At 65.5% G+C, this 24,427-nt stretch carries 19 protein-coding genes and 3 tRNA genes; 14 read left to right on the top strand and 8 right to left on the bottom strand.

The window, feature by feature from the left end; genetic code table 11:
* Positions 1 to 7 precede the first annotated feature (7 nt).
* The 8 genes from miaA to B5483_RS03220 all read left to right on the top strand — a co-directional run bounded on the left by miaA (position 8) and on the right by B5483_RS03220 (position 8,916).
* Positions 8 to 994, top strand: a complete 987-nt coding sequence (gene miaA, locus B5483_RS03255; RefSeq protein WP_079729857.1) for a tRNA (adenosine(37)-N6)-dimethylallyltransferase MiaA — start codon at positions 8 to 10, stop codon at positions 992 to 994.
* Between the two features lie 217 nt (positions 995 to 1,211).
* The gene (ilvB, locus tag B5483_RS03250; protein ID WP_054946234.1) at positions 1,212 to 2,954 is read left to right on the top strand and encodes a biosynthetic-type acetolactate synthase large subunit; all 1,743 of its coding nucleotides are present in this window, start codon (positions 1,212 to 1,214) and stop codon (positions 2,952 to 2,954) included.
* Between the two features lie 22 nt (positions 2,955 to 2,976).
* Positions 2,977 to 3,495 (top strand): acetolactate synthase small subunit, encoded by a 519-nt coding sequence (ilvN, locus tag B5483_RS03245; protein ID WP_038576682.1) that lies wholly within the window; start codon positions 2,977 to 2,979, stop codon positions 3,493 to 3,495.
* A 111-nt stretch (positions 3,496 to 3,606) separates the two neighbouring features.
* Positions 3,607 to 4,626, top strand: a complete 1,020-nt coding sequence (gene ilvC / locus B5483_RS03240; protein ID WP_054946195.1) for a ketol-acid reductoisomerase — start codon at positions 3,607 to 3,609, stop codon at positions 4,624 to 4,626.
* 106 nt (positions 4,627 to 4,732) lie between these two features.
* Positions 4,733 to 5,452 (top strand): YceI family protein, encoded by a 720-nt coding sequence (locus tag B5483_RS03235; protein WP_054946194.1) that lies wholly within the window; start codon positions 4,733 to 4,735, stop codon positions 5,450 to 5,452.
* Between the two features lie 95 nt (positions 5,453 to 5,547).
* Positions 5,548 to 5,868, top strand: coding sequence for an I78 family peptidase inhibitor (locus B5483_RS03230; RefSeq protein ID WP_231634642.1), 321 nt, complete (start codon positions 5,548 to 5,550; stop codon positions 5,866 to 5,868).
* Positions 5,869 to 6,129: 261 nt separating this feature from the next.
* Positions 6,130 to 7,809: a 2-isopropylmalate synthase gene (leuA, locus tag B5483_RS03225; protein ID WP_054946193.1), complete on the top strand. Its 1,680-nt coding sequence runs from the start codon at positions 6,130 to 6,132 to the stop codon at positions 7,807 to 7,809.
* A 156-nt stretch (positions 7,810 to 7,965) separates the two neighbouring features.
* Positions 7,966 to 8,916 (top strand): NAD(P)H-dependent flavin oxidoreductase, encoded by a 951-nt coding sequence (locus B5483_RS03220; protein ID WP_079729449.1) that lies wholly within the window; start codon positions 7,966 to 7,968, stop codon positions 8,914 to 8,916.
* Between the two features lie 10 nt (positions 8,917 to 8,926).
* On the opposite strand, the gene B5483_RS03215 is transcribed toward B5483_RS03220, so the two are convergent.
* On the bottom strand, positions 8,927 to 9,631 hold the full coding sequence (locus B5483_RS03215; protein WP_079729448.1) for a hypothetical protein: 705 nt from the start codon (positions 9,629 to 9,631) through the stop codon (positions 8,927 to 8,929).
* A gap of 101 nt (positions 9,632 to 9,732) precedes the next feature.
* Positions 9,733 to 10,218, bottom strand: a complete 486-nt coding sequence (locus B5483_RS03210; protein WP_079729447.1) for a flavodoxin family protein — start codon at positions 10,216 to 10,218, stop codon at positions 9,733 to 9,735.
* A gap of 167 nt (positions 10,219 to 10,385) precedes the next feature.
* On the opposite strand from B5483_RS03210, the gene recJ reads away from it, so the two are divergent.
* The 5 genes from recJ (at position 10,386) to B5483_RS03185 (ending at position 13,405) form a co-directional block, all read left to right on the top strand.
* A complete protein-coding gene (recJ, locus tag B5483_RS03205) occupies positions 10,386 to 12,173 on the top strand; it encodes a single-stranded-DNA-specific exonuclease RecJ (RefSeq protein WP_079729446.1) in 1,788 nt (595 codons plus the stop codon).
* A 116-nt stretch (positions 12,174 to 12,289) separates the two neighbouring features.
* A tRNA-Glu gene (locus B5483_RS03200) sits at positions 12,290 to 12,365 on the top strand.
* A gap of 38 nt (positions 12,366 to 12,403) precedes the next feature.
* A tRNA-Glu gene (locus B5483_RS03195) sits at positions 12,404 to 12,479 on the top strand.
* A gap of 41 nt (positions 12,480 to 12,520) precedes the next feature.
* Positions 12,521 to 12,596: transfer RNA gene (locus B5483_RS03190), tRNA-Glu, on the top strand.
* 128 nt (positions 12,597 to 12,724) lie between these two features.
* Positions 12,725 to 13,405 (top strand): TetR/AcrR family transcriptional regulator, encoded by a 681-nt coding sequence (locus tag B5483_RS03185; RefSeq protein ID WP_054946511.1) that lies wholly within the window; start codon positions 12,725 to 12,727, stop codon positions 13,403 to 13,405.
* A gap of 85 nt (positions 13,406 to 13,490) precedes the next feature.
* On the opposite strand, the gene B5483_RS03180 is transcribed toward B5483_RS03185, so the two are convergent.
* The 5 genes from B5483_RS03180 to B5483_RS03160 all read right to left on the bottom strand — a co-directional run bounded on the left by B5483_RS03180 (position 13,491) and on the right by B5483_RS03160 (position 21,550).
* On the bottom strand, positions 13,491 to 13,688 hold the full coding sequence (locus B5483_RS03180) for a hypothetical protein (RefSeq protein ID WP_054946510.1): 198 nt from the start codon (positions 13,686 to 13,688) through the stop codon (positions 13,491 to 13,493).
* 79 nt (positions 13,689 to 13,767) lie between these two features.
* Complete coding sequence (locus B5483_RS03175) at positions 13,768 to 17,418, bottom strand: error-prone DNA polymerase (protein WP_079729445.1); 3,651 nt, start codon at positions 17,416 to 17,418, stop codon at positions 13,768 to 13,770.
* Positions 17,419 to 17,428: 10 nt separating this feature from the next.
* Positions 17,429 to 19,015 carry a DUF6504 family protein gene (locus B5483_RS03170; protein WP_079729444.1) on the bottom strand — a complete coding sequence of 529 codons (1,587 nt, stop codon included), beginning with the start codon at positions 19,013 to 19,015 and terminating at the stop codon, positions 17,429 to 17,431.
* Complete coding sequence (locus B5483_RS03165) at positions 18,987 to 19,739, bottom strand: hypothetical protein (protein WP_054946507.1); 753 nt, start codon at positions 19,737 to 19,739, stop codon at positions 18,987 to 18,989. Before B5483_RS03165 ends, B5483_RS03170 begins: the two co-directional genes overlap by 29 nt.
* Before the next feature lie 263 nt (positions 19,740 to 20,002).
* Positions 20,003 to 21,550 carry an amino acid permease gene (locus tag B5483_RS03160; protein WP_079729856.1) on the bottom strand — a complete coding sequence of 516 codons (1,548 nt, stop codon included), beginning with the start codon at positions 21,548 to 21,550 and terminating at the stop codon, positions 20,003 to 20,005.
* 186 nt (positions 21,551 to 21,736) lie between these two features.
* Here B5483_RS03160 and panB point away from each other — a divergent pair, with 186 nt between their 5' ends.
* A complete protein-coding gene (gene panB, locus B5483_RS03155; protein ID WP_054946505.1) occupies positions 21,737 to 22,615 on the top strand; it encodes a 3-methyl-2-oxobutanoate hydroxymethyltransferase in 879 nt (292 codons plus the stop codon).
* 15 nt (positions 22,616 to 22,630) lie between these two features.
* On the opposite strand, the gene B5483_RS03150 is transcribed toward panB, so the two are convergent.
* Positions 22,631 to 24,355, bottom strand: a complete 1,725-nt coding sequence (locus B5483_RS03150; protein WP_245828803.1) for a tetratricopeptide repeat protein — start codon at positions 24,353 to 24,355, stop codon at positions 22,631 to 22,633.
* Positions 24,356 to 24,427: the final 72 nt, after the last annotated feature.

Below are 24,427 nucleotides of genomic sequence, written 5' to 3'. Positions count from 1 at the left end.
CCGGGCAATGAGCACTGCGAATATCCTTGATGCATCGTTGAATATTGCAACCGGAGACCGGCCACCGCTGGCGCTCATCGCAGGGCCGACCGCCAGCGGCAAGAGCGATTGTGCGGTCATGCTGGCGCAGGAACTCGAGAGGCACGGCCGTCGCTGCGTCGTCGTCAATGCCGACAGCTCGCAGGTCTACGCCGACCTGCAGGTTCTCAGCGCACGGCCGACGCCTGAGGAAATGGGGGGAATCGAGCACCGCCTGTTCGGAGACTGGGACGGGGCGCAAAGCTGCTCAGCAGCAGACTGGGCCGATGCCGCGCGCCGCACGATCAGCCAGATCCACGCCGACGGCGCCCTGCCCATCCTCGTTGGCGGTACCGGCCTATATATAAGGACACTGCTGGAAGGCATCGCGCCGGTACCTGCTATCGAGCCCGGAATTCGCGAGGCGGTTCGCGCGCTGCCCGTCGAAGATGCCTATGCCGCGCTCCGGCAGGAGGACCCGGAACGCGCCGCCCGCCTCGCCCCCGCCGACGCCGCCCGCATCGCCCGCGCACTCGAAGTCGTCAGGTCGAGCGGGAAGACGCTGGCACAATGGCAGACCGAAACCACAGGCGGCATCGCCGATACCGTCACCGTGTTTCCCGCAATTCTCCTGCCCGAACGGCAGGCGCTCTACCGGCGCTGCGATCTGCGCTTCGAGCGAATGATGGAGCGCGGCGCACTTGCCGAAGTCGAGGCGCTCCTTGCCCGCGATCTCGATCCCACCCTGCCTGTCATGCGCGCCATCGGCGTCCCTGAGCTTGCCGGAGTCGTGCGCGGCGAATGGACGCTCGGGGAAGCCACAGCCCGCGGCAGCCAGGCAACCCGCAATTACGCCAAACGACAGTTCACATGGCTGCGGCACCAACCCCCGGAAGATTGGCCAAGATTGCCGTTTGAAAATTTTGATTCCAATGCAATGCGTGAAATTTTATTTCGAATTTTTCATTTGACGTAACATTTACGGTCCCGTAGAGGCCACCAGCACCTGCTGATGGAAGTTATGCAGGGAGGAGAGGATGACCCGGCGCGACGATTGTCGTGTCGGGTCGGTTTCATTAGAGAGCGCGTGGCCTGCGGAAATGCTTGTTTCCGGGGCCGATCCTCCTATGGAAGCGGGCTTTCTGAAGCGGCCTTTCGGGGGCCGTGCACCGGAATACGAAGAGGAATGTGTTGTGAGTGAAGAGCGCAGCGGCGCGAACATCCTGGTTGAAAGCCTGGTCCGTCAGGGAGTCGAGTTCGTATTCGGCTATCCTGGTGGTGCCGTGCTTCCGATCTACGATGCTCTCTTCGGCGACGAACGGCTTCGCCACATCCTCGTGCGCCATGAAGCCGGCGCGGCCCATGCGGCCGAAGGCTACGCCCGTTCGACCGGCAAGCCCGGTGTCGTCCTGGTCACTTCGGGCCCGGGCGCGACCAATGCCGTCACCGGCATCGCCGATGCCTTCCTCGATTCGATTCCGCTCGTCGTCATCACCGGCCAGGTTCCGACCGCGCTGATCGGCTCGGACGCGTTCCAGGAAGCCGATACCGTTGGCATCTCGCGCCACTGCACCAAGCACAACTACCTCGTGAAGGACCCGGCCGACCTTGCCGCGACCATCGACGAGGCGTTCCAGATCGCGACGACCGGCCGCCCCGGCCCGGTCCTGATCGACATCCCCAAGGACGTTCAGATCGCCACCGCGCCCTGGACCGACGCTCCGGCGCAGCGCCGCAACCGTTACTCGCCCCCGACGCTGGGCGGGGCGGACGAGATCGCGCAGGCCATCGACATGATCGCCTCGGCCAAGGCTCCGGTCCTCTATACCGGCGGCGGCATCATCAATTCGGGTCTGCGCGCCACGCAGCTCCTGCGCGAACTGCAGGAAAAGACCGGCGCGCCGGTCACCTCGACCCTGATGGGTCTTGGTGCCTTCCCGGCCGACCACGCCGACTGGCTGGGCATGCTGGGTATGCACGGCACCTACGAAGCGAACCTGGCGATGAACCAGGCGGACCTGATCGTCTGTCTCGGCGCGCGCTTCGACGACCGCGTCACCGGTCGCCTCGACGCCTTCGCGCCGAACTCGAAGAAGATCCACGTCGACATCGACCGTTCGTCGATCAACAAGACGGTGCAGGTCGACCTGCCGATTGTCGGCGACTGTGCTTCGGTGATCGAGCAGATCCTCGAAGGCTGGGGCAGCCGCAAGCCGCAGGACCTGTCCGCGTGGAAGGCCCGCATCGACGGCTGGCGCGAGAAGAAGAGCCTGTCGTTCCCGCTCAGCAAGGAGGCGATCATGCCCCAGCTGGCGATACAGCGGCTGTTCGAGCTGACCAGGGACAAGGACCCGGTGATTTCCACCGAAGTGGGCCAGCACCAGATGTGGGCGGCGCAACACTTCCACTTCTTCGGTCCGAACAAGTGGCTGACCTCGGGCGGTCTGGGCACCATGGGTTACGGCCTGCCCGCCGCGATCGGCGCGCAGTGCGGCAACCCGGACAGCCTCGTCATCGACATCGCCGGCGACGCCTCGATTCAGATGAACATCCAGGAGATGGGCACCGCCACGCAGTATCGCCTGCCGGTCAAGGTCTTCATCCTCAACAACGAGTGGATGGGCATGGTCCGTCAGTGGCAGGAACTCACTTACGAGAGCCGCTATTCGAACTCCTATTCGGACAGCCTGCCCGACTTCGTGAAGCTCGCCGAAGCCTATGGCTGGAAGGGCATCCGCATCGAGAACGAAAGCCAGCTCGACGCCGGCATCAAGGCCATGATCGAGCATGACGGCCCGGTGATCGTCGATTGCCTGGTCGCCAAGGAATCGAACTGCTTCCCGATGATTCCCTCGGGCGCCTCGCACACCGAGATGATCCTCTACGGAGACACCGTGGCCGGCACCATGGACGACGAAGCCAAGGCACTCGTCTGAGCCGGCCCCGAAGGAAAACATGATGATGCATATCAAGCACGAGGCCGAGGAACGGCACGTCCTGACCGTCACGGTCGACAACGAGGCCGGTATCCTCGCCAAGATCGCGGGCCTGTTTACCGCGCGCGGCTACAACATCGACAGCCTGACCGTGGCCGACATCACCGAGAACCATTCGGTGAGCCGGATCACGATCGTCACGCACGGCCCGCCGAGCCAGATCGACCAGATCCACGCCCAGCTCGAGCGTCTGGTTCCGGTCCACAAGGTCGTCGACCTGACCGAAGTCGGCCCTTACGTGCAGCGCGAACTGGCGCTGGTAAAGGTGGCCGGCGTTGGCGAGAAGCGCGTCGAGGCGCTGCGCATCGCCGACGTGTTCCGGGCCAAGCCGGTCGACACGACCACCGGCAGCTTCATCTTCGAACTGACGGGTGCGCCGGACAAGATCGACACTTTCGTCACGCTGATGCGCGAACTCGGCCTCGTCGAGGTCGGACGAACGGGTATCGTGGCGATGATCCGCGGGGCGGAAGAAGCCTGATTTTTTTGAGTTTGCGTCGTCCCGAACCGAATTTCGGGATCTCCGTCCCGAGCGGCGGCGCATGATCGACAGCGATCCCGGCCAGTGTCGGGATGACGGAAGGAAAGACCAATGAAAGTCTATTACGACGCCGATTGCGACATCAACCTGATCACCGGCAAGAAGATCGCCATTCTCGGCTACGGCAGCCAGGGCCATGCCCACGCGCAGAACCTGCGCGACAGCGGCGTGAAGGACGTGGCCATCGCGCTGCGCGAAGGTTCGGCAACTGCCAAGAAGGCCGAAGCCGCCGGCTTCAAGGTCCTGACGAACAAGGAAGCAGCCGCATGGGCCGACGTGCTCATGATCCTGGCGCCCGACGAGCACCAGGCCGCGATCTACGCCGCCGACATCCATGAGAACCTGAAGCCCGGCGCGGCGCTTGCCTTCGCCCACGGCCTCAATGTCCACTTCGGCCTGATCGAACCCCGCGCCGACATCGATGTGTTCCTGATCGCGCCGAAGGGCCCGGGCCACACCGTGCGTTCGGAATACCAGCGCGGTGGCGGCGTGCCCTGCCTCATCGCGATCCATCAGGACGTGACCGGCAATGCGCAGGATATCGCCCTCGCCTACGCTTCGGGCGTCGGTGGCGGCCGCTCGGGCATCATCGAAACCAACTTCCGTGAAGAGTGCGAAACCGACCTGTTCGGTGAGCAGGCCGTTCTGTGCGGCGGTGCGACCGCGCTCGTCCAGGCTGGTTTCGAAACCCTCGTCGAAGCCGGCTACGCTCCCGAGATGGCCTACTTCGAATGCCTTCACGAGCTGAAGCTGATCGTCGACCTGATGTATGAAGGCGGCATTGCCAACATGCGCTACTCGATCTCGAACACCGCCGAATACGGCGACATCAAGACCGGTCCGCGCATCATCACCGAAGAGACCAAGAAGGAAATGAAGCGCGTTCTGGAAGACATCCAGTCGGGCCGATTCGTCAAGGACTTCGTGATGGACAACCGCGCCGGCCAGCCCGAGCTGAAGGCTTCGCGCAAGGCTGCCCTGCGTCACCCGATCGAGGAAACCGGCGCCAAGCTGCGCGCCATGATGCCCTGGATCGGTGCCAACGCACTGGTCGACAAGACCAAGAACTAATTCAAAACAGACGGAAAAGACGAACGGCTTGCGTCGTTCGTCTTTTCGGAACAAACTCCCGGCCGGGCCGTTCGCAACAGAACGTAACGACCGGGAGGACTTCCTGATGAACCGACTGCTCGGCGCTGTCTGCGCGCTTCCGCCCGCAATTGCCTTTGCAGCTGCTTTCGCGCTTTCCACGCCGCTCCCTGCGCAGGAAGCGGAAGCCGACCCCGCACCTGCTGCGCCACCCTCCGCTTTCGGCAAACCCGATCCATCGTTGGTAAGCGGTGGGCACTACGAGGCCGATCCGCACCACACGCTCGTCGAATGGAGCGTCGATCACCTCGGCTTCACGCCCTATTTCGGGATCTTCGGCGACGTCGCCGGAACGCTGGACATCGATCCCAAACGCCCCGAACAGGCGCGCGTCGCCATGAGCATTCCCGTGGCAAGCGTCACCGTTGCCAGCGCCGGGTTGAAGAGCCACCTGCTCAAGGCCCCCGCCAGCGAAGGCGGGAAGCCCGACTTCTTCGGCCCCAAGCCGGAAGACGCGCGCTTCGTCTCCACCTTGGTCAGGATCACCGGAGACCAGCAGGCAGAGATGACCGGCAATCTAACTCTGAACGGCATCACCAAGCCCGTCACCCTGCAGGTGCTCTTCCACGGCGCCGGGACTATGCCGCCACAGATGGGCGGCGGCGAGGGCCTTGGCTTCGATGCGACGGGTACGCTCAAGCGCAGCGACTTCGGGCTCGATTTCGGAATTCCGATGGTTTCCGACGAGGTCGAACTCAAGATCGCTGCCGCCTTCATGAAAGCTGCCGCGGACAAACCGGGGTCCTGAACGCGGCCTGATACTCCAGGTCACTATCTGTACAGGTGCATTGCTCCAGCGCACGAATTCATTCAGGACAACCTCTTGAAATGGAGTACGAAAATATGACCGCACCGCGTTCGCTGATGCTTGCTGGCGTACTGGGCGCCAGTGTCCTGGCATTGAGCGCCTGTACCGGGGACCAGACTGCGCCCGAAACCGCACCGCCGCCGCCGATCGCCGAAAGTTGCGGCGCCGAACAGCTCGGCGCCTATGTCGGACAGCCAGCCAATGAGGAAGTGCTGGGCCTGATCCGGCAATGGCGCGGCGACAACCCGATCCGTGTACTCAAGCCCGGCTCGGCCATGACCATGGATTACCGCCCGAACCGCCTCAACGTGTTCCTCGACGACAAGGGCATGATCGAAAAGTTCGGGTGCAACTGACGCCCTGATCCCACGCCCGCGCGCGCTTATCGGCGACATCCCCAGACGCTGCGCAGCGCGCGGGCCTGACCGCGTTTCCCCCTTTACATCTCCTCCGGCTGTCCCCATAGGCACTGTCATGACTCTCCGGCTTGGCCTTCTTCTGCGACTTACCCGCCCTTGGGCGTGAGGTGACGCGTCGTCCGGTCGGCGCGCTCGGCGCTCAAGGGACCTGATAAGACGACACGCAAAGCGCAGACTTTCCCGAGCGAGACACTACCCATGACTATGCTGAAAGACCCTTCGGTCAAATATCGCCCTTTCCCGCAGATCCAGCTGCAGGATCGCCAATGGCCCTCGCAGGTCATCACCAAGGCACCGCGCTGGCTCTCCACCGATCTGCGTGACGGCAACCAGGCGCTCATCGACCCGATGAGCTCGGAGAAGAAGACCCGCTTCTTCGACCTGCTGGTCAAGGTGGGCCTGAAGGAGATCGAAGTCGGCTTCCCCAGCTCGGGCGCGACCGACTACGACTTCATCCGCGGTCTGGTCGACACCGGACGTATCCCCGAGGACGTACTGGTGCAGGTGCTGACCCAGTCGCGGCAGGACCTGATCGAAAAGTCGTTCGAAAGCCTGGCCGGCGTTCATGCCGCCATCGTCCACCTCTACAACGCAGTCTCGCCGCTGTGGCGTCAGGTCGTTTTCGGGATGGACCAGTCCGAAGTGCGCCAGATCGCGGTCAACGGCGCCAAGGTCATGCGTGACCAGGCGGCGAAGTACCCACAGACCAAGTGGCACTTCGAGTACTCGCCCGAGACGTTCTCGACCGCGGAACTCGATTTCTCGATCGAGTGCTGCGAAGCGGTGATGGAAGTGCTCCAGCCCACGCCTGAGCATCCGATCATCCTCAACCTGCCGGCGACGGTCGAGGCGGCAACGCCGAACATCTACGCCGACCAGATCGAATACTTCTGCCGCAACCTGCCCAACCGCGAGAGCGCGGTAATCAGCCTGCACACGCACAACGACCGCGGCACCGGCGTGGCTGCTGCCGAGCTGGGGCTGATGGCCGGCGCCGACCGCGTCGAGGGCTGCCTGTTCGGCAATGGCGAGCGCACCGGCAACTGCTGCTTGGTGACAGTCGCTCTCAACATGTACACGCAAGGTGTTGATCCGGAGCTGGATTTCTCGGACATCGACGAAGTCATCCAGACCGTCGAGTACTGCAACCAGCTCAAGGTCCCCGAACGCCATCCTTATGGCGGCGAACTGGTCTTCACCGCCTTCTCCGGCTCGCACCAGGATGCGATCAAGAAGGGCTTTGCCGCGCGCGAGAAGCGCAACGACGAGACCTGGGCCGTTCCCTACCTGCCGATCGATCCGGCGGATCTGGGCCGCAACTACGAGGCGGTCATCCGCGTCAACTCGCAGTCGGGCAAGGGCGGCTTTGCCTGGGTGATCGAGCAGGATCAGGGTCTCAAGCTGCCCAAGCGCATGCAGGCGCACTTCTCCAAGCACGTGCAGGACCTGGCAGACGAACTGGGCCGCGAACTGCAGGCCGGCGATATCTGGGACGTGTTCCGGAAGGTCTATCGCATCGATGAACCGCAGCACTTCCAGCTCATCGACTGGGACGAGAAGCGCGCATCCGACGGGACCCGCGTCTTTGCCGGCAAGATCGGCGTCGACGGCAAGGAACAGACCGTATCGGGTCGTGGCAACGGCCTGATCTCCTCGGTCACGGCGACCCTGGCCGAAAGCTTTGGCGTCACCCTCGAAGTGCGCGACTACGCCGAACACTCGATGGGCTCCAGTTCGGACGCGCGCGCGGCAGCCTACGTCGAGTGCGTGACGAGCGATGGCCGCACGATCTGGGGCGTGGGCATCGATGAGGACGTCGCGACCGCCAGCGTTAGGGCCGTGCTCAGCGCGGCCAATGCTGCCAGCAACGCCGCCTGATCCGACCGATCAAGACAAGGGGCTTGCCGGATGGCAGGCCCCTTTCGCTTTTAACGCCCCCGGCTTTCCCTTGCCGGATCGGTTTATGCAGCCTCTCGACAGCGCTGCCGGACCGCATTAGCCTGCCGTTTAATTGCTCGATTAAACGGAACTGAAATGGCCCTGCCCGCACTCTTCGACAATCTGCGCCTCCCGGTCATCGGCTCGCCGATGTTCATCGTTTCCAATCCGGACCTCGTCATCGCTCAAGTGCGCTCGGGAATTGTCGGCAGCTTTCCCGCCCTCAATGCGCGCCCCGCCAGCCAACTCGACGAATGGCTGCACCGGATCAACGAGGAAACCGCCGATTGCGGCGTGCCCTTCGCCGTCAATCTCATCGTTCACCGCTCCAACAACCGGTTGGAAGAGGATCTGGCGATGTGTGCGAAGTGGAAAGTGCCGCTTGTCATCACCTCGCTGGGCGCACGCGAAGACATCAATGCCGCGGTTCACGGCTGGGGCGGGCTCGTCCTACATGACGTCATCGACAACCGTTTTGCACGCAAGGCGATGGAAAAGGGCGCGGACGGCCTGATCGCAGTGGCTGCGGGAGCCGGCGGTCATGCGGGCACGCAATCGCCCTTCGCGCTGGTACAGGAAATCCGCGAGTGGTTCGACGGCCCGCTCGCCCTCTCGGGCGCCATCGCTTGCGGTCGCTCGATTCTCGCAGCCCAGGCTTTGGGCGCCGACTTCGCCTATATCGGCTCGCCCTGGATCGCGACGCCGGAGGCGAATGCCGTCGAAGGGTACAAGCAGTCGATCGTCGACAGCCACGCCGCCGACATCGTAAATTCCAGCCTCTTCACCGGTGTCCACGGCAATTACCTGCGCCCCTCGATCGAGGCAGCGGGCATGGACCCCGATAATCTGCCAGAGGGCGACAAGAGCCAGATGGATTTCGGTTCGGGCGGCAAGATGGAAGCCAAGGCCTGGAAGGACATCTGGGGCGCAGGGCAAGGCATCGGCGCGATCAAGGCAATCGAACCGGTTGCCGACCGCGTCGCCAAGCTCCATGCCGAGTACGAGGCTGCCAAGGCAGACCTGCGGGCCCGCACCGGAGGAACTTGACCGGCAAAGCCTAGCGCTTGCGCCAGACCCAGACCCGATCCTCATATTGCGAGGGCTCGGCCAGCAATCCGGTGCCGGCAATGGTAAACTCCCGCGGGGCCAGCAGGCGCCCCTGGCGAACCAGTTGATCGACCACGCCAACGGCGAGCCGTATCGCCGTCGCCTCGTCCTCGCCCTCCGCACCGACAAGGTACATTTCCTGTCCGGTGAAGTGAACCAGCCCTTCGCTGGCGATGCTGCCGTCCGACTTGACCGTCAGGGAGGTCAGGCACTGCGCCGGAAAAGGTCCCCCGGCCAGCCAGTTGAGTGCCGCGCGTGAGAACTCCTGCGGTTGTGCGACGGTCCCCGCCATGTCCCAGGCGATCGCTGCGACGGGCAAGTGAAGCGCCAGGTTGGCGACGAGCCCCGCGAGCGCCCTGACGACCGGGAGCAAGGTCACGCCAGCGGCAACATGCTCGCCGGGCTCGATCCGGATGACCTGTCCGTCCGGCGCTGGACCATCCGCGAAGCGCAGGTCGAATGCCAGACCGCCAGCAAGCACCTCGATCCCATTTCCGGTGAGATGGGATCGATTGGCGACAACGGAACCGATCCCCAGCATCGCCGGTGAATCGAATAGGGACGCAAGAGCGCAGGCTGTTGGCCGCGCACCTTCCGCGAAGACGAGCGTAGCACCGGGATTGGAATTTTCGACAGGGCTGTCCGGGGGCGACATGGAACTTACTTTCAGAGACTTAGGCGTTAAATCGGGATTCTTCCGCTTGTTCCCGAAACCGTCGAGCCGGTTGCCGAAACTTAATCCCGATGGCCGCCGTCTCAGAAGATGCCGAGCGAAAGCCCCTCGCCCATCGCCGCGCCGAGATCGCGGCATTCCTGCAGACGCTCGCGAGGGACAGTCTTATCGGCAAGAATTTCCTCGGGCGTCTGCGCCTGCAGATTGACGATCATCGGGTCAGCCACCCGCTTGAGACGCAAGCCCGTGGCAATGCGATCGATCTGGGCCTGCGCGCCCGATCCATCCGATCCCGCGGCGATGACCGTGGCATAGGCCCTGCCCTCGATCCGACCGAGCACCGGGTAATAGCAGCGGTCGAACATCTCCTTCATCATGCCCGACACCGTCGCGAGGTTTTCGGGGCAGACGAAGACGTAGCCCCCCGCAGCCAGCAAATCCTCCGGCAAGACATCGGCGGCCGCAATCAGGCGAGCGCGGCTGCCAGCTCCCTCTGCCACTTGCGCCGCCATCGCCCGCGAGGCGCCGGTCCGGGAATGCCAGATCACGGCAAGGACAGGCTCGCTCACGGCAAGTCAGGGCCGATGGGCCGCATTGCGGGCGTGGAACGGGGCGCTGCCATCCGTCAAAACTAGTCGCGTTAGTGGCCTGCTGTCACGCCTTGTGCTGTTGAAAGGGCATGAACCTGTGGGCTCAAGCCTTCCCGCTGGTCACGCGCTCGTATAATCGGAAAGGCATGGCTTCTCGATCTGCTTCGCTCTTCGGCATCGACAAATCCCTCACCGGCAAGGCCTGGCGCTGGCGCGGCGGCAACATGGACCTCTCGGACGGTCCCGGCGGGCTGGAAAACGACATCGTCACCCAGCTCCTGCTTTCGCGCGGCGTTCCGCGTGAGGACCTGGACCGGCATCGCACCCCTTCGCTGCGCGCCTTCCTGCCCGATCCGTCCGAATTCCGTGACATGGACGCGGCCGCCGAACGGCTGGCGCAGGCGATCATGACCGGCGAGGCCGTGACGGTCTACGGGGACTACGACGTCGACGGCGCAACGAGTGCGGCCCTGCTGATCCTGCTCATGCGCTCGCTGGGCCACGATGCCCGCTATTACATTCCCGACCGGCTGCTCGAAGGCTACGGCCCCTCGGGCGAAGCGCTCGTGCGCATTGCCGGGGAAGGCTCCAGTCTGATCGTCACCGTCGACTGCGGTGCGATGGCCCATGAAGCGTTGGAAATGGCACATGGCGTGGGTGTCGACGTGATCGTCGTGGACCATCACAAGTGCTCACCGGAACTGCCGCGCGCCGCCGCTCTGGTCAATCCGAACCGCCTCGACGAGAGCGCCACAGGCGCAGATCACGGCCATCTTGCCGCTGTTGGCGTCGCCTTCCTGCTCGCCGTCGCCACCGTGCGCACCCTGCGTCGTCAGGGCTTCTTCGCCGAACGCCGCGAGCCTGACCTGTTCGCCCTTCTCGACCTCGTGGCACTGGGCACCGTGGCCGACGTTGCCGCGCTTCATGGCCTCAACCGTGCGCTCGTCGCCCAGGGGCTCAAGGTCATGGCCCGGCGCGACAACATCGGCATGTCGGCCCTGATCGACGCAAGCCGCCTCAACCGCGCGCCCACCTGCAGCGACCTCGGCTTCGCGCTCGGCCCGCGCATCAATGCCGGGGGCCGCGTGGGCGAATCGACTCTGGGCGTCCGCCTGCTGACCACTACCGATCCGGACGAAGCGCGCGACATCGCCGCCCAGCTCTCGCGCCTCAACGACGAAAGGCGTGCGATCGAGCAGGCGGTTCAGGAAACCGCCGAAGCGCAGATCGATCGCCAGCACAACCGCGCGGTCCTCGTACTTGCCGGCGCCGGATGGCACCCGGGCGTCATCGGTATCGTGGCCGGACGGATCAAGGAAAAGACCGGCAAGCCCACGCTCGTCATCGCGCTCGACGCGGACGAAGCGGGCAATGGCAAGGGATCGGGACGCTCGATCACCGGGGTCGATCTTGGTGCAGCGATCATTGCCGCACGCGAGACGGGCCTCTTGGTGGCGGGCGGCGGCCATGCCATGGCAGCGGGCCTCACGATCGCGCCCGACAAGCTCGAAGCCCTGTCCGAATGGCTCGATTCGCGTCTTGCCACCGACGTTTCACACGCCAGCGCAAATCAGGCGATGCTGCTCGATCTCGCGCTCGCGCCGGGCGGATTGACGCCCACGCTGGTCGAGACCCTGGAAAGCGCCGGCCCCTACGGCATGGGCTGGCCGGGACCGCGCGTGGCGGTCGGGCCGGTGCGGATCGTCAAGGCCGACGTCGTGGGCGCAGACCACGTCCGGCTGATCGTCGGCGGCACGGATGGCGGCCGTTTCAAGGCCATGGCCTTCCGTTCTGCCGAAACCGAGATGGGCCAGGCCCTGCTCCATGCCTCGCAGGGTCGCCGCCTTTGGCTTGCCGGACGGGCGAAGATCGACGACTGGGGCAGCCGCCCTCAGGCTGAATTGCACATCGACGACGCCGCATTCGCGGACTGAAATCAGCCTGCCTCAATGGCGTGCCACAAAGAGTGCAATTTATCTGCGATCAGGGGGTTGACCCCCCCGCAACCCACCGCTAGAGGGCCGGTCCTGCCTCCGGCGCAGCTCGGAATGGCCCCTTCGTCTAGCGGTCTAGGACGCGGCCCTTTCACGGCTGAAACACGGGTTCGATTCCCGTAGGGGTCACCATCCGGTGCTGCGCCAGGCAGGCTTTCAAATGGCTATATGGCCCCTTCGTCTAGCGGTCTAGGACGCGGCCCTCTCACGGCTGAAACACGGGTTCGAGTCCCGTAGGGGTCACCAGCCGTAAGAGATGCCAGACAGGCCATGCGAATGGCTTTCATGGCCCCTTCGTCTAGCGGTCTAGGACGCGGCCCTTTCACGGCTGAAACACGGGTTCGAGTCCCGTAGGGGTCACCATCTCTTCCGGCGCGACCGGCGCCGTAGCGACCTTTCGCACCCCCGAAAATCCTCCATACCGCGCAAAGCGATACGCGATTTCGTTCGCGCGATTGATCTGACCTGCGACATCCCTCTAAGGATGGCCGATGTCCGATCTGGCAGAGGCAGCCCGAGCTGCGAATCACATCCGCAGCCTGACGCCGCGACAGCGGGAACGACGCGCGCGTATTCTCGATGCGGCCTATGCCCTGCTGGTCCGCCATGGCTACGACGCGATGTCGACGAAGATGATCGCCAGCGAAGCGGGCGTTGCAGAGCGCACCCTGTTCAACATCTACAAGACCAAGGACGCCCTGATCGCCACCGCCGCGCGCGAACGCAGCGAGGGCTTCATCGAGGAAGCCTGGAGCAAGGCGGCCGATCACGGCATCGGCTTCTTCCTTTCCCTATGCGAAACGCTCTCGCGCCGAACCCTTGAAGCGCCCGAAGTGGCGCGGGCATTGGCGCCGGTGCTCGTCCAGCAGACGGATCTCGTCGCCCTGCACGAAGTCTATCGCCGCTATGTCGGAAGAGCGCTGGAGGAACTGGTCGACCGGGATGCGCTGGACCCGGCAGTCATCGACGTGCTCAACGGGCTGGTCACGATGCGCATGGTAAGCGCAGTCACGCTCTGGGCCGGGCAGGCGATCGCCGACGATGCACTCGAAGCGCACATGCGCCTCGGCGTCTGCGAGGTCCTGTCCCCCCATGTTCGGGGCCCCTTGCACGACTGGTCGATCGAAGAAGCAAGACGCTGCGTTGACGCCCTCGCAAGAACGGCACTTTAGAACCTGATATTAAGGCAAACTGCATTCTGAAGCCCGCACCGCGCCAAGGATATGGCAGTACGGTGCGGCGAAGCGAGGGCGGCGTTCAGTCCATCATCGCAAACAGCGCCCAGGACAGCGCGGTCCCGGCAATGAACAGCGGCCAGGACCAATAGAAGCTGTGCCCCTCGATATAGGTGTGCTGGATCGTGAGCATACCGCCCTTCGAGCCGTTGGAACCGATGATCAAAGACACGACCCAGGTCAGCAGAAATCCGGGAATGAGACCCTTGAGGAATGCCATGATGACTACCTGATTGATGTTCGACTGCGGCGCCAGTGTCGCAGCGAATGGTTAAGATCGGGCTACGCCGCCTCCTTCCTCAATGGAAGTCTCGCGATTTCGGGATCACGCGCGTGTCGCGGGGATGGCCCTGGTGGTAGCCGCAGTCGCGGTTTCCGGGCCCGGGGGGCTGCCACGGCTCTACCGGTTCGAACGGCGCATCCTCCTTCACCCCCAGTTGCTGCGCGCGCGTGGGGAGCGGGTTGTTCACGTGATCGGCCCGGGCGATGGTCGCGGGCAGCAGGTCTTCGGAAAGGCGGTGCAGGTCGTGCGTCGCATCGGTGAGGTGCGCGGCAATCACGTGGATCACCTCGTCGTCGTACTCGACACGCCCGCGCACCTCCATCAGCCGCGAGCCCATGATGACCTTGCGCTGGCGCTCCATGACGTGCGGCCAGACGACGACATTGGCGACGCCGGTCTCGTCCTCGAGCGTGATGAAGCACACCCCCTTGGCGCTGCCCGGCCGCTGGCGGATGAGCACGACACCCGCGACCTGCACCATCGAGCGATACTTGCGCGCCAGCAGGTCCGCTGCGCGCACGAATCCGCGCTCGGCCAGCGAGGCACGCAGGAAGGCCATGGGATGGGCTTTGAGCGACAGGCGCTGCGTCTGGTAGTCGGCCACCACTTCCTCGCTGAGCGGCATCCGCGGCAAGCGCGTGGCAGCCTTCTCGGCCCCCTCGTCGCGCGCGGCGGCCGCGGCGAAAAGCGGCAGGTCGGGCGCGGCGATCAGGCTGCGCGCATCCCACAGGGCCTGACGCCGCGACAGCCCCAGAGAACCGAAGGCATCGGCAGAGGCAAGCCGCTCGACCAGCGCCGGGGATAGTCCCGCCCGCTCCCGCAAGGCCCCGACATCGGCGAAAGCCCCCTGCTCCGCCCGTGCTGCGACGAGGCGGGCGGCGGCGTGTTCCGGAAAGCCGTCGATCTGGCGCAGGCCCAGGCGAAGCGCAATGTGACGGTCCAACCGCCCCGTCCCGTCGTCCCTGCAGAGGCGGGAAGCCCGCCCTGCTTCCTCATCCTTGCGGAAAGCGCCCCCCCCACCTTCGCGGGGATGATGCGCAAACCGAGAAACCGGCTTGTCCATCACTTCCAGCGTGCAGTCCCAATCCGAATGATTGACGTCGGCGGGCAGCACCCTGACCCCATGCTCGCGCGCGTCGCGCACGATCTGGGCCGGGGCGTAGAAGCCCATCGGCTGCGAATTGAGCAGGGCGCAGGCGAAGGCCCCCGGAAAGTGGCACTTGAGCCAGCTCGAGACATAAACGAGGTGGGCGAAACTCGCCGCGTGGCTTTCGGGGAAGCCGTATTCACCGAAGCCCTTGATCTGGTTGAAGCAACGCTCGGCAAAGTCGGGATCGTAGCCGCGCGCGATCATCCGACCGACCATCATGTCCTGCAGTTCCGAAACCATCCCGCGCGAACGGAACGTCGCCATCGCCTTCCTCAACCGGTTCGCCTCGGCGCTGGTGAAGCGCGCCGCATCGAGCGCGATCTTCATCGCCTGCTCCTGGAAGATCGGCACGCCCAGCGTGCGCCCGAGGATCGAGGAGAGTTCGTCGGGCGGGCCGTGCTCGGGTGCCGGCGCCGGGATCGCCACCGCCTCCTCGCCGCGTCGGCGCTTGAGATAGGGATGGACCATGTCGCCCTGGATCGGCCCGGGCCGCACGATCGCCACCTGTATGACCAGATCGTAGAACTCGCGCGGCTTGAGGCGAGGCAGCATGTTCATCTGCGCCCGGCTTTCGACCTGGAACACGCCGAGCGAATCCCCCCGGCGCAGCATCGCGTAAGTCTCCGGATCCTCACGCGGGACAGTGGCCAGGGTCAGCGGCCTTTCATGATGTTTTTCAAGAAGATCGAGGCATTTTCTGATACAGGTCAGCATGCCTAGGGCCAGGACGTCGACCTTGAGAATGCCCAGCGCATCGATGTCGTCCTTGTCCCATTCGATGAAGCTGCGCTCGGGCATGGCGCCGTTGCCGATCGGCACGGTTTCGGTCAGGGGCCCCTGCGTAAGAATGAAGCCGCCGACATGCTGCGAAAGATGGCGGGGCATGCCGATCATCTGCTCGGTCAACTTCAGAACGCGTCTGAGGTGCGGGTCGGTCAGGTTCATGCCCGTCTCGCGGACATGCTTCTCGCCGATCTCCTTGCCGTAACCGCCCCACACGGTGCGGGCGAGCGCACTGGTCACGTCCTCGGACAGGCCCATGGCCTTGCCCACCTCGCGGATCGCCATGCGCGGGCGGTAGTGGATCACCGTCGCGCACAGCCCCGCACGGTGGCGACCATAACGGCGGTAGATGTACTGGATCACTTCCTCGCGCCGCTCGTGCTCGAAATCGACGTCGATGTCGGGCGGCTCCTTCCGCTCCTCGGAAATGAAGCGGTCGAACAGGAGGGCATGCTTGGCCGGATCAACGGCAGTGATCTCCAGGCAGTAGCACACTGCTGAATTGGCTGCCGAGCCGCGTCCCTGACACAGGATTGGCGGTTCCTGATTTCTCGCAAAATCAACGATGTCCTTGATGGTCAGGAAGTATCTTGCGAGGTTCAGCTTGCCGATCAGTGCCAGTTCGCGCACCAGCGTTTCGCTTACGCCTTCGGGCACGCCCGAGGGATAGCGCCGCGCCGCGCCCTCCCATGTCAGCCTGTCGAGATGCGCCTGCGGATCGAGACCGCCCGGGCAGATCTCCTCGGGATATTCGTACTGCAGTTCCTCAAGGCTGAAAGTGCAGGCATCGGCCAGTTCGCGCGCCGCCGTGACGGCATGCGGCCAGCGATCGAACAGGCGCACCATCTCTTCGGGCGATTTCAGGTGCCGTTCGGCATTGGCTTCGAGCGCCCATCCCGCCCGGGTCACGCTCGTCCGGTGGCGAATGGCGGTCATGACGTCCTGCAAGGGCCGCCGGTCGGGCGCGTGATAGAGCACGTCGTTGGTGGCCAGGATCGACAGGCCATGGGCCTGCGTCATGACGTCAAGCGCCTCGATCCGGGCAATGTCGTCCCCCTTGTGAAAGCGGCAGACTGCCACGTGGCGCAGGCTCGGCAGGCGTGCAGCCAGATGCGGCAGGAGGGTCGAGAGCGGGCCGGTCACCTGCCGTTCGCCATTCCGGTCAGGCCCAATGTCGCGCTTTCCCGGATCCTCGCCCCCCGCAGGACGGGGAAAGGCTACCACGTTGCTTTCCACCGCAACCGTAAGCCGCGTGTCGAGGTCCCGCGGCGGCACCAGCACGAGGTGCACGCCCTGCGCATGGGCGGCGAGCATCCCCAGCGAGATCTCGCATACCCCCTTCTCCTGCCACTGGCCCGAAAGCGTGCCCATGCGCCCTGCGGAAATCATCTGGCACAGGCGCCCGTAACCCGTGCGGTCGGCGGGATAGGCAAGGAACACCAGCCCCTCGACCGTCTCGATCCGGCAACCGATCACCGGCCTCAGCCTGAGCGTCTGCGCCTCGGTGTGCAGCCGCACGACGCCGGCCATCGAATTGACGTCGGCAATCCCGAGCGCATCGTAGCCCAGCCTGTAGGCTTCGCTGACCAGATCCGCCGCGTCCGAGGCCCCGCGCAGGAACGAAAAGCAGCTCGCCACGCCCAGCTCGACGAAAGGCGCACGCCGGGGCGGAACGACGCTGTCCGGGTCGATCTCGACGCGATGGCGCTCTGGCGTCAGCGGGGCTTCGGGCATGGCGGCGGTCCTAGGCGCAGATGCCCTGGAGGAACCAAGCCGGCGTGCCGCCGCGCCCGTCGCCGATCACGCCGCTACGGTAGATCCAGTAACGCCGGCCCTGTCCGTCCTCGATGCGGTAATAGTCGCGCAGGCGTGCCGTCCCGCGTTCACGCCACCATTCGGGCGCGATCCGTTCGGGGCCTTCGGCGCGGGCGATCTCGTGAACCTGCCCCCGCCAGCGAAACCGCTTGGGCAGACCGTCGGGGGTCTCGTAGATCACCGCGATCTGCTCAGGCCGATCCAGCATTTTCAGGGGCCTGAAGTAAAAATCGAAAGCAGCTTGCGAAGATGTCTCGCGCTCCAGCGGCCCCTGCCAGCGCTGCGCCCGTTCGGGCAGGTGACTGGCGCGTGGCACCGGCCGGCGCACGGCCTCCTCACCGAGCCGCACCAAGAGCCGGTCGATACAGGCCGCAAGGCTGGTGCCATGGGCTTCGGCCGCCGCTTCGAAATCCTGCTGGGACAGGGCCAGCGGCTCGCACCAGGGCGCGCGCATGCGAACCAGTTCGATGCCGAAGCCTGCGTCGAGCCCTTCCAGCTTGCGCCCGTAGAGACCGGCAAGATGTTCGGCATCGCGGCTCGGGGCGGCCAGTTCGAGACGGCGCACGAGGACTTCCCCGTCGACCTTCCACAGCCCCAGCTCAAGCCGCCGCGCGCCCAGCGCTTCCCCTTCGAGCTGGCGGGCCATGTCCTGCGCCAGATCGGCGACGACACGGTCGAGCAGGTCGCGATGGCGGATCGGCTCCAGCAACCGGCGCTGCACCAGCGGGGCATGGATGACGGTGACCGGCAGCAACGGCTCGGGCACGCGGCCAAGCAACTGGTCCATGCGCAGCAGCGGATTGGCGGCAGCCGAGCGGCGGTTGCGGAACCGGCGCGAAAGGGCATCGCGCGCCACCCCGCCCAGATCGCCAAGACGCTTGAGACCAAGACGGCGCAGCACCGTGAGCACGTCATCGTCAAGTCGCAGCGCCGCGACAGGCAGGCCGGACAGGCGCGCGGCAGGATCGTCGTCGGGATGCAGGATCGCCCCGTCCGGCCCATGATGGGCCAGCGCCCAGGCTGCTCCGGCGGTCGGCGCAAGGGCCAGGCGCACCGACAGCCTGCGCCGGGCGAAAGCAGCCCGCGCATCGGCCAGCAGAGCCGCCTCGCCCCCGAACAGGTGAGCGACGCCGGTAACGTCGACAAGCAGCCCGTCGGGCGGGTCGAGCGCACTCCACGGTCCCCAGCGCATCGCCCAGGCGGCAAGGCTTTCGAGAAAGGCAAGATCGCCCGCCGGGTCCGAAGGCGCGACAGCCAGTTGCGGACAGAGCGTGCGGGCATCGGCCAGCATCGCGCCCGGCTGTGCCCCGCCGTTCAGCCCCGCATCGTTGACCGCGGCAAGGCGCGGCCCATGCGCGGTCTCGGCGATCAACGCCAGCGGCTGCGCATCGACGCCCTCACCCGCGGCCAGCCCCTCGACCAGCCGCCAGCGGTCGAGCGCAAGCTGCCTCAGCCAGATGGCGAGGATCCGGCGAGGCGGGGCGGCATTACCCGCGGGCTTCGACCGGCTGGGCATGGTGGGACGAAAAGCGGGATGGAGCGATGGCCGCGATGCCCCCTGCCCGTTCGGCCACCAACCGGCCATCGTCACGCAGCACCCAGGTTCCCGGGGGATGGCGGCGGGCGCGGAACAGTTCGGCCTGCCAGCTCGGCACGCCGGGAGCCTGCGGATTCCAGCGCGGCTGCGGCGAGGCGCAGGACTGCGCGCGCCAGCGCATGCGGGCGGACGACAGGTCGGCCTTCGCGTCGAGACGGACCAGCCAGAGCGGCACGCCGTGACGCTCGGCAGCAAGGCTGAGACGGCGCGAGGCGGTGAAGTCGAGCGCGCGGGGATTGCCGGTCACTTCGCCGACGACGAAAGCGAAGTCGCGGCAGCGCAGCCCTTCTTCCAGTGCGAAGAGTGCATCTTCTGCACTACGGGCGGAGACATGGACGAGGCGATGACGCAAGGCGCGCGGCAAGCCGGGAAGATAGGGCCGGCCGCTGCGCCGGAGCGCCTCGCGGTCCTGCACCCAAAGCCACATGCGATCCTCCTGCGCATCGGCAGAAGGCCCATCGGAAGACCGGGCAGCCATGCGATCGAGCGCAAGGGCAAGGGCAAGGCCGGCCCCGGCGCCTTCGTTTCCCGCGGCGAAAACTTCACCGTGGGGGACTTCCCCGGAAACCAGGTCGGGGCGCCATGCATCGGCCTGCCTGACAGTGAGGCTGGCGGCAGTGGGAATGGAACTGATTTCAACCATCGAATCGCACCGGAGAAATAATGTTCTTATTATGTTCTCATTTGCCGTGACTGGCAATGGTGCGGATGTGGACAGCCCTGGGGACAACCCGGGGGATGATCGGCGCAAAACTCGGGCAAAGCCGGCGCAAAACTCCGGGACAACCCGGGATAACTTCCCGGCAAGGCCATGGGCCAACGCGGTGACGGAACGCATCCGCCTCTGCCAAGGCAAAGAAAAGGGGGGCAAAAGCCCCCCTTTTCCTCAATGCGCGATCGGACGTCTCACATCGGCGGAACCGGCTGCGGCGGTGCGTCGGGATCCTCCTCGTGCACCTCGATCTTGCCGAGGCCCACGTGGCTCTTGCGATAGCCGTAGGAGAAATAGACCACGAGACCGATGCCGCCCCAGACCGGGAGCACCATCTTCGCCTCGAACGGCAGGTTGAAGAACAGGCCGAGACAGCCCAGTACCGCGATCGGCGCGACCACCCACACCAGAGGGGTGCGGAACGGACGATGCCGGTCAGGCTGGGTCTTGCGCAGGATCATCACCGCCAAAGCGACCATGAAGAACGCGAAGAGCGTGCCCGAGTTCGAGATGTCGGCCAGCTGACCGACCGGCAGGAAGGCCGCGAAGAAGGCCACCGCAACGCCGGTGATCATCGTCACGACGTGCGGGGTCTTCCAGCGCGGGTGGATCGACGCGAGCTTCTCGGGCAGCAGGCCGTCGCGGGCCATGACGAAGAAGATGCGGGTCTGACCGAAAAGCATGATCAGGATGACAGACGGCAGCGCCAGGAAGGCCGCCACGCCGATAAGGTCACCGATCCGCTCCCAGCCGATCGAGCGCAGGACATGGGCCAGCGCCTCGCGCGAGCAGACCAGGGGTTCGATCGTCCTGGCAGCGATCGCCTGACACTGCGAGGCCAGTTCGGGCGTGCCCGGGGCGAGGATTTCCCCATTGGGTCCGTTGACCGGCTGCGCACCCAGTGCACCGATCGCGCCCGCGGCCACCAGCAGGTAGAACACCGTGCAGATGCCGAGGCTGCCGATCAGGCCGATCGGCACGTTGCGCTGCGGGTTCTTGGTTTCCTCGGCCGCGGTCGAGACCGCATCGAAACCGACGTAGGCGAAGAAGATCGAGGCCGCCGCGCCGACGGCGCCAAGGCCCGCGCCATGTCCGTTGCCGAACCAGCCGTTGGGCATGAACGGTTCGAAGTTCGCGCCCTTCATCACCGGGATGGTCAGCACGATGAAGACTGTCAGCGCTGTCACCTTGATGCCGACGAGGATCGCATTGACCCGCGCGCTCTCGGTTGTGCCGATCATCAGCAGAAGGGTGACCAGAAGCGCAATGACAAGCGCCGGCAGGTTGACGATGCCGTCGGCGTAAGGACCGACGATCAGCGCGTGGGGCAACTCGATACCCCAACTGTGCAGCAGGCCGACGAAATAGCCCGACCAGCCGACCGAGACCGCACTGGCGGCAACGGCATATTCGAGGATGAGCGCCCAGCCGACCATCCAGGCCAGCAGTTCACCCATAACCGCATAGGTATAGGTATAAGCCGAACCCGAAACCGGAACCATTGAGGCGATCTCGGAGTAACACAGGGCCGCCACGCCGCAGACCACGGCAGCAATGACGAAGGCCCACATCATCCCCGGCCCCGCTTTTTGCGCGGCCTCCGACGTGAGCACGAAGATACCGGTGCCTATGATGGCGCCGACACCCAGGAGCGTGAGCTGGATTGCGCCCAGCGAACGATGTAGTGATTTTTTCTCAGCCGTCGCCAGAATGGCGTCTAACGGCTTTACGCGACCGAACATGCGGTGAACCCCCGGAATTTCCATGGATGGCGCGAAGCTAGCGCCATGCAAACGCTTGGCAAGAGCGAACAGGTCTGGACCCGTTCATTTGTCACTCTGCGGTCATCATTGGGATCCAATGTGGCGCGTCGGAACCGAGTGCAAGTACCTTTGCCAGACTCGCGTCCGGCGGCTAGAAGTCATTGCATGTCCACGACCTTCCAGCTCGACACCGCGACCAGCCGCGCCAATCCCACGCCCGCGCCCATGAAGCGCCTGACGATTCCGGCCATTCGCCGCCGCAAGAAGGATGGCGTAACGGATGAACCCATCGTCATGCTGACTGCCTATACCGCCCGGCAGGCACAGCTGCTCGACGCCCATTGCGACCTGCTTCTGGTCGGCGACAGTCTTGGCCAGGTGATCTACGGGCTGCCATCCAGCGTGCCGGTGACGCTCGACATGATGGCCGCCCATGGCGCCGCAGTCGTACGCGGGAGCTATCATTCCGCCGTCATCGTCGACATGCCTTTCGGCACATACGAGCAATCGCCCCAACAGGCTTTCGAAAGCGCGTCGCGCCTGCTCAAGGAAACCGGCTGCGCGGGCGTGAAGCTGGAAGGCGGCGAAGCCATGGCCGAAACGGTGGCATTTCTTTCCAATCGCGGCATCCCGGTCATGGGCCACATCGGCCTGACCCCGCAGGCGGTGAACGTGCTGGGTGGCTACAACGCCCGCGGCCGCAGCGACGCGGAAGCGGCAAAGATCGTGTCCGATGCAAAGGCACTCGACGACGCCGGAGCCTTCGCCATCGTCATCGAAGGCGTAGTCGAGCCCATCGCGATCGAGGCGACCAAGGCGATCACCTGCCCCAGCATCGGCATCGGCGGTTCGGCGCAGTGCGACGGCCAGGTGCTCGTCACCGAGGATATGTGCGGCATGTTCGAGCGCGTGCCCCGCTTCGTGAAACGCTACGCCGACATCGCCGGCCTGATCTCGGGCGCTGCCGAGCAATACGCCCAGGAAGTGCGCGCGCGCACGTTCCCCGGCGTAGAGCAGACCTACCAGCCGAAAAAGCCTGCCTGAGGTCGCTCAGGAGCACTAGCCCTCGCCCGGCGTCGACAGCTTCCGCCGGGTAGCGGCTATGAGTGGCGTATCGCCGAGCATCGCCTGCGCCTTGTCGAGCAGCGCCGCCGCCATCCGCGAATTGCGCGCGCTCGACGCGTAGCTGTAAGCGAGTGCCTGCGTGGCGACGGGGCTGGAGCGCTGCAGGCGGTAGGCCGCGCGGGCATCGGCCTCTGCCGCCTCCACATCGCCGGTGTCGGCCTCGATCAGGGCCAGATCGCACAAGAGCCGGACATCGCGCGCGCCGCCGTTGTCGCGCAGCCACCTCAGGACGGCGAGCGCCCTTACGGTATCGCCCTGCACCATGGCCAACCGGGCCCCGGCGCGCAGGGCTTCGCGGCTGCTCGAGCTTTCCCGCAGATAGCTTCCCACGAGCTGCTGCGCGCCGCGGATGTCGCCCGCCATCATGTAGGCTTCGAAGCGCCGCGCGAAGAGATGGGCAGGCATGCGGATCTGCGCAGCTGCGATATAGCGCGCCTGCGCTGCCTGCGGCCTGCCGAGCGCGAGTTGGACGTCACCGGCGAGCGACAGGTTGTCGAAGAAGCCCGGATCGCTGCGCTGCGCCGCTTCGGCCTGCGCTTCGGCCGCTGACGCCTCGCCCCGGGCCAGCATCGCGCCAATGGCATTGCCGCCGGGAAGTACGCGCAATGCCGCTGCCTGCGGTCGTGCCGCAAGGTCCAGCAGTTCTCCGGCACGCTGGCGGTCGCCCAGTGCCTCGTAGGCGCGCGCAACCACGGTCAGAAGGTAGGGCGAGGCATCGTCGTGCGCGATCTGGTCGCGAAAGCGTAAGGTTGCGTAACGGTATTCGCCGCTCAGGTAGATGGACCGGGCAAGCAGCTCCTGCGCCTGCCGGTTGTCGGGCCGCATCCGCAAGACCCGTTCGAACAGCTCAGACGCGGCTGCCGGGTTGCCCACGCCCAGCTCGCTCACCCCGCGCAGCAGCAGTACGCCGGGCTGCCCGTCGAGCCGGTCATCGGTATGCGCGAGCAGGCTACGCGCCAACTCATGGTTCCCGGCACGCGCGGCGAGAACCGCCTGCAGGTAATAGGCGCGCGGGTGTCCGGGGCTGATCTTCAAAACCTGCCGCGTCAGCGTCAGGCAATCGCTTGCCCGTCCCAGGTCCCCCAGCGTCGCGGCATATTCGAGCATGACCGACACATCGTCCGGTGCCTGCCGGAGAGCCTTTTCGAACCAGGGGATCGCCGCAAGCAGGCCGTAGCGATCGCGGGCCAACTGGCCGCGAAACTCGAGTGCGCGCACATTGCCGGGATCGAGCTGCAGGGCATGTCCCGCCGCGCTTATGGCAAGCCGGTGCTGCCCGCCGGAATAGCGCAGACGGGCTATCTCGACCCACAGCCCGGCATCGTCAGGCGTTATGGCAAGAGCCTTGTCGAAAGCCTTGCCTGCGGCGCCCAGATTGCCGTCGAGCCGTTCCAGCCGTGCAAGTGCGCGCCAGCCCCCGGCCGCGCTCTGCGGTGAGAATGTCCCGGACGCCAGCCACTCGCGCGCCTTGTCGCGATTGTCCTGCGCAAGGTAAGCCTCGCCCATGAAGGCCGCGACATCCGCGCGGCTCGCCCCGCGATCCAGCGCGCTGCGCAGCTTGGCCTCGCCGTCGATCCCGTCGCCCCGGGCAATCGCGCCGCGCGCTTCCTCGATCAGCGCCGCGACCGAAGTCTCCTCACCGCGCCCCGGCCTCGCCATGAGCGCAAGCGGGACGGCAAGCAAGGCCGGCAGCAGCAGCGTAAGCGCCTTGCGCTGCCAGCCCCCTGCCCT

Origin of the sequence: Novosphingobium mathurense, from assembly GCF_900168325.1 — a bacterium.
GTDB classification, from domain to species: Bacteria; Pseudomonadota; Alphaproteobacteria; order Sphingomonadales; family Sphingomonadaceae; genus Novosphingobium; species Novosphingobium mathurense.
This window is presented reverse-complemented; position numbering and strand designations above follow the sequence as displayed.

What these genes read in the sequence shown, in the direction of transcription:
- B5483_RS03165 (WP_054946507.1), bottom strand. Translation starts at nt 19,739, where the DNA reads ATGGTTGAAATCAGTTCCATTCCCACTGCCGCCAGCCTCACTGTCAGG.
- B5483_RS03175 (WP_079729445.1), bottom strand. Translation starts at nt 17,418, where the DNA reads ATGCCCGAAGCCCCGCTGACGCCAGAGCGCCATCGCGTCGAGATCGAC.
- B5483_RS03215 (WP_079729448.1), bottom strand. Translation starts at nt 9,631, where the DNA reads ATGTCGCCCCCGGACAGCCCTGTCGAAAATTCCAATCCCGGTGCTACG.
- B5483_RS03220 (WP_079729449.1), top strand. Translation starts at nt 7,966, where the DNA reads ATGGCCCTGCCCGCACTCTTCGACAATCTGCGCCTCCCGGTCATCGGC.
- miaA (WP_079729857.1), top strand. Translation starts at nt 8, where the DNA reads ATGAGCACTGCGAATATCCTTGATGCATCGTTGAATATTGCAACCGGA.
- B5483_RS03230 (WP_231634642.1), top strand. Translation starts at nt 5,548, where the DNA reads ATGACCGCACCGCGTTCGCTGATGCTTGCTGGCGTACTGGGCGCCAGT.
- B5483_RS03235 (WP_054946194.1), top strand. Translation starts at nt 4,733, where the DNA reads ATGAACCGACTGCTCGGCGCTGTCTGCGCGCTTCCGCCCGCAATTGCC.
- panB (WP_054946505.1), top strand. Translation starts at nt 21,737, where the DNA reads ATGTCCACGACCTTCCAGCTCGACACCGCGACCAGCCGCGCCAATCCC.
- B5483_RS03185 (WP_054946511.1), top strand. Translation starts at nt 12,725, where the DNA reads ATGTCCGATCTGGCAGAGGCAGCCCGAGCTGCGAATCACATCCGCAGC.
- B5483_RS03180 (WP_054946510.1), bottom strand. Translation starts at nt 13,688, where the DNA reads ATGGCATTCCTCAAGGGTCTCATTCCCGGATTTCTGCTGACCTGGGTC.
- ilvN (WP_038576682.1), top strand. Translation starts at nt 2,977, where the DNA reads ATGATGCATATCAAGCACGAGGCCGAGGAACGGCACGTCCTGACCGTC.
- ilvC (WP_054946195.1), top strand. Translation starts at nt 3,607, where the DNA reads ATGAAAGTCTATTACGACGCCGATTGCGACATCAACCTGATCACCGGC.
- B5483_RS03170 (WP_079729444.1), bottom strand. Translation starts at nt 19,015, where the DNA reads ATGCCCAGCCGGTCGAAGCCCGCGGGTAATGCCGCCCCGCCTCGCCGG.
- B5483_RS03160 (WP_079729856.1), bottom strand. Translation starts at nt 21,550, where the DNA reads ATGTTCGGTCGCGTAAAGCCGTTAGACGCCATTCTGGCGACGGCTGAG.
- B5483_RS03150 (WP_245828803.1), bottom strand. Translation starts at nt 24,355, where the DNA reads ATGGCGAGGCCGGGGCGCGGTGAGGAGACTTCGGTCGCGGCGCTGATC.
- recJ (WP_079729446.1), top strand. Translation starts at nt 10,386, where the DNA reads ATGGCTTCTCGATCTGCTTCGCTCTTCGGCATCGACAAATCCCTCACC.
- leuA (WP_054946193.1), top strand. Translation starts at nt 6,130, where the DNA reads ATGACTATGCTGAAAGACCCTTCGGTCAAATATCGCCCTTTCCCGCAG.